This window comes from Pseudomonas sp. SJZ131, assembly GCF_007828705.1.
Lineage (GTDB): Bacteria > Pseudomonadota > Gammaproteobacteria > Pseudomonadales > Pseudomonadaceae > Aquipseudomonas > Aquipseudomonas prosekii.
The window spans coordinates 276498-289501 of record NZ_VIVC01000004.1 but is presented as its reverse complement, the minus strand read 5'-3'; the positions used below and the strand labels follow the sequence as shown (position 1 = coordinate 289501).

The 13004-nt window shown below is 58.4% G+C and carries 12 protein-coding genes; 6 read left to right on the top strand and 6 right to left on the bottom strand.

Annotated elements, in window-relative coordinates:
- Positions 1-390: 390 nt before the first annotated feature.
- Both typA and thiI read right to left on the bottom strand, forming a co-directional pair.
- Positions 391-2211: a translational GTPase TypA gene (gene typA / locus FBY12_RS19300; RefSeq protein WP_027922156.1), complete on the bottom strand. Its 1821-nt coding sequence runs from the start codon at positions 2209-2211 to the stop codon at positions 391-393.
- A 139-nt stretch (positions 2212-2350) separates the two neighbouring features.
- Positions 2351-3805: a tRNA uracil 4-sulfurtransferase ThiI gene (gene thiI / locus FBY12_RS19295; protein WP_145255011.1), complete on the bottom strand. Its 1455-nt coding sequence runs from the start codon at positions 3803-3805 to the stop codon at positions 2351-2353.
- Between the two features lie 331 nt (positions 3806-4136).
- Between thiI and glnA the strand changes: the two genes are divergently transcribed.
- From glnA to ntrC, 5 genes are all read left to right on the top strand, one after another.
- A complete protein-coding gene (glnA, locus tag FBY12_RS19285) occupies positions 4137-5543 on the top strand; it encodes a glutamate--ammonia ligase (protein WP_092274653.1) in 1407 nt (468 codons plus the stop codon).
- 373 nt (positions 5544-5916) lie between these two features.
- On the top strand, positions 5917-6438 hold the full coding sequence (locus tag FBY12_RS19280; RefSeq protein ID WP_145255008.1) for a DUF4124 domain-containing protein: 522 nt from the start codon (positions 5917-5919) through the stop codon (positions 6436-6438).
- Positions 6435-7061 (top strand): DUF4124 domain-containing protein, encoded by a 627-nt coding sequence (locus FBY12_RS19275; protein WP_256663339.1) that lies wholly within the window; start codon positions 6435-6437, stop codon positions 7059-7061. Before FBY12_RS19280 ends, FBY12_RS19275 begins: the two co-directional genes overlap by 4 nt.
- Before the next feature lie 230 nt (positions 7062-7291).
- Entirely contained in the window at positions 7292-8377 is a 1086-nt protein-coding gene (gene glnL, locus FBY12_RS19270) for a nitrogen regulation protein NR(II) (protein ID WP_092274659.1), read from the top strand.
- Entirely contained in the window at positions 8374-9810 is a 1437-nt protein-coding gene (gene ntrC, locus FBY12_RS19265; RefSeq protein ID WP_054055303.1) for a nitrogen regulation protein NR(I), read from the top strand. The genes glnL and ntrC overlap by 4 nt, the downstream gene beginning before the upstream one ends.
- Before the next feature lie 874 nt (positions 9811-10684).
- Here the strand turns inward: ntrC and FBY12_RS19260 are convergent.
- The gene (locus tag FBY12_RS19260) at positions 10685-11125 is read right to left on the bottom strand and encodes a hypothetical protein (protein WP_145255005.1); all 441 of its coding nucleotides are present in this window, start codon (positions 11123-11125) and stop codon (positions 10685-10687) included.
- On the opposite strand from FBY12_RS19260, the gene FBY12_RS19255 reads away from it, so the two are divergent.
- Complete coding sequence (locus FBY12_RS19255) at positions 11124-11579, top strand: tRNA (cytidine(34)-2'-O)-methyltransferase (protein WP_101210009.1); 456 nt, start codon at positions 11124-11126, stop codon at positions 11577-11579. The two genes, FBY12_RS19260 and FBY12_RS19255, sit on opposite strands and share 2 nt — an antisense overlap.
- Before the next feature lie 118 nt (positions 11580-11697).
- Here FBY12_RS19255 and secB read toward each other — a convergent pair whose 3' ends face one another.
- The 3 genes from secB to FBY12_RS19235 are packed head-to-tail and all read right to left on the bottom strand — an operon-like array spanning position 11698 to position 12900.
- A complete protein-coding gene (secB, locus tag FBY12_RS19245; protein ID WP_092274668.1) occupies positions 11698-12189 on the bottom strand; it encodes a protein-export chaperone SecB in 492 nt (163 codons plus the stop codon).
- A 41-nt stretch (positions 12190-12230) separates the two neighbouring features.
- Positions 12231-12485: a glutaredoxin 3 gene (gene grxC, locus FBY12_RS19240; protein ID WP_045061998.1), complete on the bottom strand. Its 255-nt coding sequence runs from the start codon at positions 12483-12485 to the stop codon at positions 12231-12233.
- A 1-nt stretch (position 12486) separates the two neighbouring features.
- On the bottom strand, positions 12487-12900 hold the full coding sequence (locus FBY12_RS19235) for a rhodanese-like domain-containing protein (RefSeq protein WP_092274672.1): 414 nt from the start codon (positions 12898-12900) through the stop codon (positions 12487-12489).
- Positions 12901-13004: the final 104 nt, after the last annotated feature.

Sequence of the window (13004 nt, the reverse complement as noted above, 5' to 3'; positions counted from 1 at the left end):
CACTAAACACCTCGGTCAGCCCCCTAGGGAGAGGAGGAAAGGGAGCCGATCTTCAAGCTTTTCAAAACTTGAGTTCGACTCGATCTTTCAGGTCGCAGCACCTCCACTAAACACCTCGGTCAGCCCCCTAGGGAGAGGAGGAAAGGGAGCCGATCTTCAAGCTTTTCAAAACTTGAGTTCGACTCGATCTTTCAGGTCGCCGTACCTCCAATAAACACCTCGGTCAGCCCCCTCTACCCCTTGGGGAGAGGGTTGGGGTGAGGGGTCGATCCCAGATCATCCCCAAAACTCTGAAAACACCGCCAGCCAAATTCCTTTCCCCCAGACAAACAAAAACGCCCCCGATCTCGCGATCGGGGGCGTTTTTTTGTCAGCTAACTAAGTCGAGACTCAGTTACCGGACTTCTTGGCAGCGCGGGTACGCTCGCTTTCGCCCAGGATCTTCTTGCGAAGACGGATGGACTTAGGAGTGACTTCGCACAATTCGTCTTCTTGAACGAATTCCAGAGCTTGCTCCAGGGTGAAACGGATAGGCGGAACCAAAGCGATGGTTTCGTCTTTACCCGAGGCACGCATGTTGTCGAGCTTCTTGCCTTTGGTTGGGTTGACGCCCAGGTCGTTGTCGCGGCTGTTGATGCCGACGATTTGACCTTCGTACACGTCTTCGCCGTGACCGAGGAACAATTTGCCGCGAGCTTGCAGGGTTTCCAGCGAGTAAGTCAGCGCCTTACCGGTAGCAACCGAAACCAGCACGCCGTTCTGACGGCCGGACATGTCGCCGGACTTCATCACGTCGTAACGGTCGAAGATCGAGGTCAGGATGCCTGCACCGGAGGTCAGGGTCAGGAACTCGTTACGGAAACCGATCAAGCCACGAGCCGGGATGTTGTACTCAAGGCGCACACGGCCCTTGCCATCCGGAACCATGTTGGTCAGGTCGCCTTTACGGATACCGATCTGTTCCATGATCGAACCTTGCGATTCTTCCGGCAGGTCGATAGTCACGTTTTCGTACGGTTCGTGCTTCACGCCGTCAACCATACGGATGATCACTTCCGGACGACCAACACCCATTTCGAAGCCTTCGCGACGCATGGTTTCGATCAGTACGGACAAGTGCAGCTCGCCACGACCGGAGACTTTGAACTTGTCAGCGGTGTCGCCTTCTTCAACGCGCAGAGCAACGTTGTAGAGCAGTTCTTTGTCCAGACGTTCCTTGATGTTACGGGACGTCACGAACTTGCCTTCTTTACCGCAGAAAGGCGAGTCGTTTACCTGGAAAGTCATGGAAACGGTTGGTTCGTCAACGGTCAGCGGCTTCATCGCTTCGACGTTCAGTGGGTCGCACAGAGTGTCGGAGATGAACAGCTGGTCGAAGCCGCTGATGCAGACGATGTCGCCGGCAGCTGCTTCGTCAACGTCGATACGGTGCAGACCGTGGTGACCCATCAGCTTCAGGATACGACCGTTACGCTTCTTGCCGTCGGCGTCGATGGCGACAACCGGAGTGTTCGGCTTGATGCGGCCACGAGCGATACGGCCAACACCGATAACACCCAGGAAGCTGTTGTAGTCCAGTGCCGAGATTTGCATCTGGAACGGACCATCGCGGTCGACTTTAGGCGCTGGTACGTTGTCGACGATCGACTGGTACAGCGGGGTCATGTCTTCAGCCATGTCGGTGTGTTCCAGACCGGCAATACCGTTCAGGGCCGAGGCGTAGACGACTTTGAAGTCCAGCTGTTCTTCGGTAGCACCGAGGTTGTCGAACAGGTCGAAGATCTGGTCCAGAACCCAGTCCGGACGCGCGCCTGGACGGTCAACCTTGTTGATCACCACGATCGGACGCAGGCCGGCTTCGAAAGCCTTCTTGGTCACGAAACGGGTTTGCGGCATAGGGCCGTCTTGAGCGTCAACCAGCAGCAGAACGGAGTCGACCATCGACATTACGCGTTCAACTTCGCCGCCGAAGTCGGCGTGGCCCGGGGTGTCCACGATGTTGATGTGGTAGCCGTTCCAGTTGATGGCGGTGTTTTTCGCCAGAATGGTAATACCGCGCTCTTTCTCCTGGTCGTTGGAGTCCATCACGCGCTCGTCGTTGAGCTCGTTGCGCTCCAGGGTGCCGGATTGACGCAAGAGTTTGTCTACCAGGGTGGTTTTACCGTGGTCAACGTGAGCAATGATGGCGATGTTGCGTAGATTTTCGATCACTTGTGTATCTCGATCAGAGGATTCGGTGTGCTGACAAGTCTTGGCAGCGATTAACAGTAGAGTCCGGCAAAGCCGTTACAGCTTGACGGCGGCGTCGGGGGGCCGGTGACGCAGGCCACAGGCAAACAGCCCCGGGCACTTAGCTCGGTCGATAAACGCGCACATTGGCATGCCCCTCACTGAGCAAATGGTGGGCATGCAGGCGACTCATCACGCCTTTGTCGCAATACAGCAGGTACTGGCGAGTAGGGTCCAGTTCCTTGAAACGAGCGTTCAATGCATAAAACGGCATCGTCTGTACCTCAATGCCAGCGATTTTCAGCGGCTCGTCTTCAGCGCCATCCGGGTGACGGATGTCGATGATGATCTGGCCCGCCAGTGCTTCGCTGACTTCTTCGATCTGCAAGTCCTGGCCCAATTCGTCGATCACGCGATCGATCGGCACCAGTTTGGCGTTTTCGAGCGCACGCTCGAGGATGGCCATGTCGAACTGTTGTTCTTCGTACTCCACGCGGTTGCGCTTGGCGTGGGTCTTGGGGTTCACCGAGATGACCCCGCAGTATTCGGGCATGTGCTTGGCGAAGTCGGCGGTGCCGATTTCGTTGGCCTGGTCGATGATGTCCTGCTTGTGACTGGCGATCAGCGGGCGCAAGACCAGCTTCTCGGTCACACAGTCGATCAACGACAGGTTCGGCAACGTCTGGCTCGACACCTGGGAGATCGCTTCACCGGTCACCAGCGCATCGATGTCCAGCCGATCGGCAATCTTCGACGCAGCGCGCAACATCATACGCTTCAAAACTACGCCCATATGACTGTTATCGACTTTCCCGAGAATTTCTCCCAGGACTTCCTCGAACGGCACACTGACAAATAACACGCGTTGGGAGCTGCCGTACTTCTTCCAGATGAAGTGTGCGACTTCCATGACGCCCAGTTCGTGGGCACGTCCGCCCAGATTGAAGAAGCAGAAATGGCTCATCAGACCGCGACGCATGATCTGGTAGGCGGCGACTGTCGAGTCAAAGCCGCCGGACATCAGCACAAGCGTCTGTTCCAGCGCTCCCAGCGGATAACCGCCGATGCTGTTGTGCTGGCTGTGGATCACATACAACCGTTGGTCGCGAATTTCGATGCGAACTTCGATTTCCGGCTCTTTCAGGGAAATCCCGGCGGCGCCGCACTGACGACGCAGTTGGCTGCCGACGTATTTCTCGACGTCCATCGACGAGAAAGTGTGATGCCCGCCGCGCTTGCAACGTACCGAAAAAATCTTCCCCGCCAGCGCATCGCCGTAGTGCTGTTTGCACTTGGCGACGATGTCGTCGAAGTCACCCAACGGGTATTCATCGACCTGCAGGAAATGCGCGATGCCCGGCATGCAGCTCAGGCGCTCGGTCATTTCCTTCAGGGCTTTGGGCTCGCTGACGCGGGTTTCCAACTCGAGGTTGTCCCACACGCCGTTCACCACCACAGCCGGGTCCAGATCGCGGAGCACGGCACGGATGTTCTTGGCCAACTGGCGGATGAAACGCATCCGTACCGGGCGGCTCTTGATGGTGATCTCGGGGAAGACTTTTACGATTAGTTTCATGAAAACAGCGCGCGCTGGGCCAGCCGAAAAAGGGGGGCGCGGATTATAGCGGAAATTGCTCAAGGTTTAACCAGTTAATATGCAGAAGGTTTTGCGCGCACCAAAACGGGTCATTTATGGATTAAGACGCTACATTAGGGGGCGCTTATTTGACCTTTGCGGCAAATTGCACCTCTATAAGCTTGAATTTGGCGCAAAAAACCCATGGTGGGGCACTGGCATGCAATTTGCTCCCTTGTGAGGCAGGTTGCCTTGGCAGAGTATTCGCGCCGGCATCACCCATATTTCAGGGCCATCCACTACCAAAGCCCGAAGCCACCCGGAGGACACTATGTCGAAGTCGGTTCAACTCATCAAAGATCATGACGTCAAGTGGATTGATCTGCGCTTCACGGACACCAAAGGCACTCAGCACCACGTGACCATGCCGGCTCGCGACGCGCTGGATGACGCTTTCTTCGAAGAAGGCAAAATGTTCGACGGTTCCTCCATTGCTGGCTGGAAAGGCATCGAAGCCTCCGACATGATCCTGATGCCGGACGACAGCACCGCTGTGCTCGACCCGTTCACCGAAGAGCCGACCCTGATTCTGGTCTGCGACGTGATCGAGCCGTCGACCATGCAAGGCTACGACCGCGACCCACGTGCGATCGCCAAGCGTGCCGAGGAATACCTGAAGTCGACCGGTATCGGTGACACCGTATTCGTTGGCCCGGAGCCAGAGTTCTTCATCTTCGACGAAGTGAAGTTCAAGTCCGACATCTCCGGTTCGATGTTCAAAATCTTCTCCGAACAAGGTTCGTGGATGTCCGACCAGGACGTGGAAGGCGGCAACCGCGGCCACCGTCCAGGCATCAAAGGTGGCTACTTCCCGGTTCCGCCATTCGACCACGACCACGAAATCCGTACCTCCATGTGCAACGCCATGGAAGAAATGGGCCTGGTCATCGAAGTTCACCACCACGAAGTGGCCACTGCCGGCCAGAACGAAATCGGTGTGAAGTTCAACACGCTGGTAGCCAAGGCTGACGAAGTTCAGACCCTGAAGTACTGCGTACACAACGTGGCTGACGCTTACGGCCGCACCGCGACCTTCATGCCTAAGCCTTTGTACGGCGATAACGGTTCGGGTATGCACGTGCACTTGTCCATCGCCAAAGATGGCAAGAACACCTTCGCTGGCGAAGGTTATGCCGGCCTGTCCGACACCGCTCTGTACTTCATCGGCGGCATCATCAAGCACGGTAAGGCACTGAACGGCTTCACCAACCCGTCGACCAACTCCTACAAGCGTCTGGTCCCAGGTTTCGAAGCACCGGTAATGCTGGCCTACTCGGCTCGCAACCGTTCCGCGTCGATCCGTATTCCTTACGTGTCGAGCCCGCGCGCTCGCCGTATCGAAGCCCGCTTCCCGGATCCAGCAGCCAACCCGTACCTGGGTTTTGCTGCACTGTTGATGGCTGGCCTGGACGGCATCCAGAACAAGATCCACCCTGGCGATGCTGCTGACAAAAACCTGTACGACCTGCCGCCTGAAGAGGCGAAAGAGATCCCACAAGTTTGCGGCAGCCTGAAAGAAGCCCTGGAAGAGCTGGACAAGGGCCGCGCGTTCCTGACCAAGGGCGGCGTGTTCTCCGACGACTTCATCGACGCTTACATCGCTCTGAAAAGCGAAGAAGAAATCAAGGTCCGCACCTTCGTACACCCACTGGAATATGAGCTGTACTACAGCTGCTGATCCGGTAGCGCCCCTAACCGCGGCGTGACAAAAAGAGGCCTCCTTCGGGAGGTCTTTTTTGTGCCTGTGAATAATTGGACTATGGGAGCCGGCCTCAAGAGCCACTCCTCACCCCAACCCTCTCCCCAAGGGGTAGAGGGGGCCGACCGAGTTGCATGTTCTAAATACAGCGACCTGAAAGCCCTGAGTCGAACTCAGAATTTGAAAAGCATGAAGATCAGCTCCCTTCCCCCCCTCTCCCCTCTGGGAGAGGGTTGGGGTGAGGGGTCAATCTTCAACCCGGCAAAAATTCATCGCCAAATGTTAACAACTTGGGCCAAGCCCTTTCACTGACCTATGCTGCAACCCAACGCTTTCGCATCTGGTCGATTTTATGGGTCGTGGTTTTCTTTTGATGTTGATGTTGATGTCGATGCTGATCGCCCTGCCCGCCGCAGCGCAGATCTACAAGTACACCGACGCCGATGGCAACACCGCGTACAGCAACCAGCCGCCCGATGGTGTGCAGGCGCAGCCGGTCGAGTTGCCGCCGCTCAACAGTGTCGAACCGCAAACGCCTGCCGCCCCGGCGCCCGAAACCTCAACCCGCGAACAACCCGGCAACGCCTACGAGGTGCTGGAATTGACCGGGCTGCCGACCACCGAGGCCCTGCGCGCCAACAACGGCACGTTCACCGTCAGCGTGTTGATCAAACCGCGACTGCAAGGCGCGCAGCTGTTCAGGTTGCTGCTCGATGAACAACCTTACGGCCAGCCGAGCAATGTGCCGATCCTGCAACTGGTCAACATTGATCGCGGCGAACACAGCCTCGCAGTCCAGGTAATCAGCGGCGACACCGTGATCCAGCAGAGCCCTTTCGTCACCTTCACCGTGCAACGGGTGCACACCAATTGAAGCGCTGGCTGCTGATTCTGAGCCTGCTGGCGATGACCTCCACGGCCATGGCCGACGTCTACACCTACATCGACAAACAGGGCAATCGCGTCTTCACCGACCAGCCCGGCCACGGCAACGCCAAACGCGTGCCGCTGGCCACCAGCAATCGCATGACCGCCAACCCGACCGGCGCAGCGCCAGTCACCGCCGCAGAAAAAACCGCCGAGCCCGCGCCATTTCGCTACGACATGCTGCGGGTTTTAGTGCCGGAACCGGACGCTACCCTGCGCAGCAGCGCCGGCGAATTGATCGTCAGCGTTACCAGCGAACCCGGCTTGCAACGCGGTCATCGCTACCGTTTGTTACTCGACGGCAAAGCCACCGCCGAACCCGGCCCGAGCCCGGTGTTCGCCTTGAGCAATATCGACCGTGGCAGCCACAACCTCTCGGTGGAAATCCTCGACGCGCAGGGTCGCACGGTCGAGCGCACGGCCAATCAACCTTTCCACATGTTGCGCATCTCCCTGGCGCAGAAGCGTCAGGTCAAACCCTGCGCCCTCACCGATTACGGGCAACGCCCGGAATGTCCGCTCAAAGACAAACCGCCCGAAGAAAAAAATCCGTTCTTCCGCTTCTTTTAAAGCCGTTCAGGTTTGCGCACTATGTTGGTGCAAACGGTTGCACGGTTCCCACATGCCAGCCCATTTTGGTTCGAAACTACCCGCAACAGCTGGCAGAACGCCACGAGATCGAGCGCTAAACGCCCGTTTCAAGCGTTAAACGCTTCTTTTCGGAGCTTTGGTTTGGTTTTTGCATTTTCCCCGTATCAGCGCGCATTTCTTGCGCGCGCCCCGCTCCAAAAGAGGTCCGGATGACCATTAGCGACGCACTGCATCGGCTATTACTCGACAACCTGACCACCGCCACCATCTTGCTCGACGCCCAATTGCGTCTGGAGTACATGAACCCGGCGGCGGAGATGCTTCTGGCGATCAGCGGCCAGCGCAGCCATGGGCAGTTCATCAGTGAGTTGTTCACCGAATCGACTGAAGCGTTGAATTCCTTGCGCCAGGCCGTCGAGCAGGCGCACCCGTTCACCAAGCGCGAAGCGATGCTCACCGCCCTCACCGGCCAGACACTGACCGTGGATTACGCGGTGACGCCGATCCTCAGTAATGGCGACACGCTGTTATTGCTGGAAGTGCACCCGCGTGACCGCTTGCTGCGCATCACCAAAGAAGAGGCGCAGCTGTCGAAACAGGAAACCAGCAAAATGCTGGTGCGCGGCCTCGCCCACGAGATCAAGAATCCGCTGGGCGGGATTCGTGGCGCCGCGCAATTGCTCGCCCGCGAACTGCCGGAAGAGAGCCTGCGCGATTACACCAACGTGATCATCGAAGAGGCCGACCGCCTGCGCAATCTGGTTGATCGCATGCTCGGCTCGAACAAGCTGCCGTCACTGGCGATGTGCAACATTCACGAAGTGCTGGAGCGCGTTTCGCATCTGGTCGAGGCCGAAAGCCAAGGTTGCATCACCCTGGTGCGCGACTACGACCCAAGCATTCCCGACGTGCTGATTGATCGCGAACAGATGATTCAAGCGGTGCTGAATATCGTGCGCAACGCCATGCAAGCCATCAGCAGCCAGAACGAATTGCGCCTGGGCCGCATCAGTTTGCGCACCCGCGCGATGCGCCAATTCACCATCGGCCACGTGCGCCATCGCCTGGTGACCAAGATCGAGATCATCGACAACGGCCCCGGCATCCCGGCCGAATTGCAGGACACCATCTTCTTCCCAATGGTCAGCGGCCGCCCGGACGGTACCGGGCTCGGCCTGGCCATTACTCAGAACATCATCAGCCAGCACCAGGGCCTGATCGAGTGTGACAGCCACCCAGGCCACACCACTTTCTCGATCTTTCTGCCACTGGAACAAGGAGCCACATCGACATGAGCCGTAGTGAAACCGTGTGGATCGTCGATGACGACCGTTCAATCCGTTGGGTCCTGGAAAAAGCCTTGCAGCAGGAAGGCATGACCACGCAGAGCTTCGACAGCGCCGATGGCGTGATGAGCCGCCTGGCGCGCCAGCAGCCGGACGTGATCATCTCCGACATCCGCATGCCGGGCGCCAGTGGTCTGGACTTGCTGGCGCGGATTCGCGAACAACACCCACGGCTGCCAGTGATCATCATGACCGCGCACTCCGATCTGGACAGCGCTGTCGCGTCCTATCAGGGTGGCGCATTCGAGTACCTGCCCAAGCCGTTCGACGTCGATGAAGCGGTGTCGCTGGTCAAGCGCGCCAACCAGCACGCGCAGGAACAGCAAGGTCTGGAAGTGCCGGTGGCGCTGACTCGCACCCCGGAAATCATCGGCGAAGCGCCGGCGATGCAGGAAGTGTTTCGCGCCATCGGGCGCTTGAGCCACTCCAACATCACTGTGCTGATCAACGGCGAATCCGGCACCGGTAAAGAACTGGTCGCCCACGCGCTGCACCGTCACAGTCCGCGCGCGGCATCGCCGTTCATTGCGCTGAATATGGCGGCGATCCCCAAAGACTTGATGGAATCCGAACTGTTCGGCCATGAGAAAGGCGCGTTCACCGGCGCGGCCAACCTGCGTCGCGGGCGTTTTGAACAGGCTGACGGCGGCACGTTGTTCCTTGATGAAATCGGTGACATGCCGGCCGACACGCAGACGCGTTTGCTGCGCGTATTGGCGGACGGCGAGTTTTACCGCGTCGGCGGTCACACGCCGGTCAAGGTCGATGTGCGGATCATCGCCGCGACGCACCAGAATCTGGAAACCCTGGTGCACGCCGGGAAATTCCGGGAAGACTTGTTCCACCGCCTCAACGTAATCCGCATTCACATCCCACGGCTGTCGGACCGTCGCGAAGACATTCCGACCCTGGCCAAGCACTTCCTCAGCCGCGCCGCGCAGGAACTGGCGGTCGAGCCGAAATTGCTGAAAAGCGAAACCGAGGAATACCTGAAGAATCTGCCATGGGGCGGCAACGTGCGGCAGTTGGAAAACACCTGCCGCTGGATCACGGTGATGGCTTCGGGTCGCGAAGTGCACATCAGCGACCTGCCGCCAGAGCTGTTGAACCTGCCGCAGGATTCGGCGCCGGTGACCAACTGGGAGCAAGCGCTGCGCCAGTGGGCCGATCAGGCGTTGGCGCGCGGCCAGTCGAGTTTACTCGACAGCGCAGTGCCGGCGTTCGAGCGGATCATGATCGAGACCGCGCTGAAGCACACGGCTGGCCGTCGACGTGATGCTGCTGTGTTGCTGGGTTGGGGGCGAAATACCCTGACGCGCAAGATCAAGGAACTGGGGATGAAGGTCGATGGTGGGGATGATGATGAGGGCGAAGAGGGTTAACCCCAATTCGCTCAAAGCCTGCGTTGCCTTCAAAAACCAGCCCCTCACCCCAGCCCTCTCCCCAAAGGGGAGAGGGGGAAGGGAGCTGATCTCCATGGATTTCACCTCCTGAATTCGCCTCGATACCCCAGATCGATGCAACTCGAAAAAACAACTCGGTCAGTCCTCATAACCCTATGGGGGAAGGGGAAAGGGAGCCGATCTCCATGGCTTTCACATCCTGAATTCGCCTCGATATCCCAGGTCGATGCCACTCGAAATAACAACTCGGTCAGTCCCATCACCCTTCTTGGGAGAGGGATCTGATCTCCATGGCTTTCACCTCCTGAATTCGCCTCAATATCCCAGGTCGATGCAACTCCAAATAACAACTCGGTCAGTCCCCTCACCCCTCTGGGGAGAGGGTTAGGGTGAGGGGTGGACTTTGGATCAGCCCTCATTCCTCTGTGCACCGCAGTCCCCCCTCATGCACCGCACCAATGCACGATGACCCGCAATCGCGCACAACTACTCGCCTGAAATCCCGTCGTCATTCGCTGAAAAACCCACCCGACAAAAACACAAAAGCCCCGAATCACGGGGCCTCTGGCGCATCAGCACAACTTTCTGTTTCAACTTGTTAAAACCTGGCACGCGCCCTGCAATAGTCCATTCAGTGATTCAGTTCACTCACCGGTTTCGGGGACCTTGGTACAGGCAGGCCGGGGATTCCCCTCTTTACATCGGGCTCACACCGCTTAGCGACGAGCCCACCCGTTTGGGGCCCTTGATACAGGCAGGTCAAGGGTTCCTTCTTTACACCGGGACTCACAGCCATTAGCGAGTCCCTGCCGTTTTGGGAACCTTGGTACAGGCAGGCCGGGGATTCCCTCTTTTATTGCTCTCGGAGATGGATCTCCAGCCGCCAGCGGTCATCGACCTCACTACCGGCCCACTCGCCTTGCAGTGGCCGGGCCGCCACCAGCGTCAGCAACAACCCTCCATCACTCAAACGCACACGCCAGTTCACGTCTTTGCCGTTGAGCTTAAGCTGACCCTTTTGCGCCTTGCCTTCAGCACTGAACAACAACGCGACGCTGCCGTCGATAATCTCGCCGTGGGTCTTCGGTTCGTTGTTGAACCACACCACCAAACCGTCGCCAGTCACTTCGACCTGCTGCAACGCGGTCGGGTCTGGCGTGGTCAGGCGGCCGATCATCAACCCGATCATCACGCCGACAATCGCCAGCGATCCGATGACGCGCGGGAATAGTTTCGAACGGTTGTCCACGGGCGGCGTAGAATGCCGCTCATCTTTACCTTCGGAGCCGTGCATGTTTCACGTCATCCTCTTCCAACCAGAAATTCCGCCGAATACCGGCAACGTTATCAGGCTGTGCGCCAACAGTGGCTGCCACCTGCATTTGATCGAGCCGTTGGGCTTCGAGATGGACGACAAGCGCCTGCGCCGGGCCGGCCTCGATTACCACGAGTACGCCACCCTGCAGCGCCATGCCGACCTCGCCAGTTGCCTGGAAAGCCTCGGTCATCCACGGCTGTTCGCGTTCACCACCAAGGGCTCGCGGCCGTTTCATGATGCCAGTTTCGCTGAGGGCGACGCGTTCCTGTTCGGCCCGGAAAGCCGTGGCCTGCCAGCAGAAGTGCTCGACGCCCTGCCCGGCGACCAGCGCCTGCGCCTGCCGATGCGCGAAGGCTGCCGCAGCCTGAACCTGTCGAACACCGTGGCCGTCGCCGTCTACGAAGGCTGGCGCCAACTCGGTTTCAAGTAACCCCAAACAAATGTGGGAGCGAGCTTGCTCGCGAAAGCGGTGTGTCAGACGACTCAGATGTCACCTGACACTCCCGATTCGCGAGCAAGCTCGCTCCCACATGGGTGTTGCCGAACGCTTATTGAACGGACGGAGTCTCGCCAGCCGCCTGCATGCGTTGCAGTTCCTGGGCGTACAGTGCGTCGAAGTTCACCGGAGCCAGCATCAGCGCCGGGAACGAGCCGCGTGTAACCAGGCTGTCCAGAGTTTCACGAGCGTACGGGAACAGGATGTTCGGGCAGAATGCGCCAAGGGTGTGGCTCATCGAAGCGTCGTCGAGGTTCTTGATCAGGAAGATCCCGGCCTGTTGCACTTCAGCGATGAACGCCACTTCGCCGTTCTCACCGTTTTTCACGGTCACCGACAAGGTCAGCACGACTTCGTGGAAGTCGCCTTCCAGGGCTTTTTGACGGGTATTGAGATCCAGACCGACACTCGGCTCCCACTGCTGGCGAAAGATCGCCGGGCTTTTCGGGGCTTCGAAGGACAAGTCACGTACATAGATGCGCTGCAAGGAGAATTGCGGTGCGGTTTCTTCTTCGCTAGCTGCAGTGTTCTGTTGGTCAGTCATCTCAGATCCTTTCTGATCTTGGGGTCGTGTAGGGAAGGCGTTCAGGCCTTGAGCAAGGCGTCGAGCTTACCGGCGCGCTCAAGGGCAAACAAATCATCACAGCCACCGATGTGGCGCTCGCCGATCCAGATTTGCGGCACGGACGTGCGCCCCGCCTTCTGAGCCATTGCGGCGCGCACCTGCGGCTTGCCATCGACCTTGATCTCTTCGAAGGCCACGCCTTTGTTCTCGAGCAGGTACTTGGCTCGCGAGCAATAAGGGCAGTAATCGCTGGAATAGACGACGACGTTGCTCATGTCACTTCACCAACGGCAGGTTGTCGCCCTTCCAGCTGGAAATCCCGCCGGACAGCTTGGCGGCGGTGAAGCCGGATTTCATCAGTTCGCGAGCGTGGGTGCCGGCAGTCTGGCCTTGGGCGTCGACCAGGATGATGGTCTTGTCCTTGTGCTTGTTCAGCTCGCCGACACGTGCAGTCAGTTTGTCGTGGGGAATGTTCAGCGCGCCAACAATGTGACCGGCGGCGAAATCCTTGGCCGAACGAATGTCGATCACCACGCCTGCGTCCTTGTTGACCAGCCCGGTCAGTTCACCGGTGCTCAGGCTACGGCCGCCACCTTTCATCTCATGGGCGATCAGCAGAGCCAGCAGAAGCACGAAAATACCGGCCAGCAAATAGTGGGTGGTGGCAAATGCAATCAGGTGATCAAGCATTTAAGGTGGTTCCAGGGCGTGAAAAGTGGGCCAGTATACACAGGCCCTATGGCGGGCCAAACCCCGTCCGGCGGTGACGTGATGTGAACTTAGCTTTAAACTGC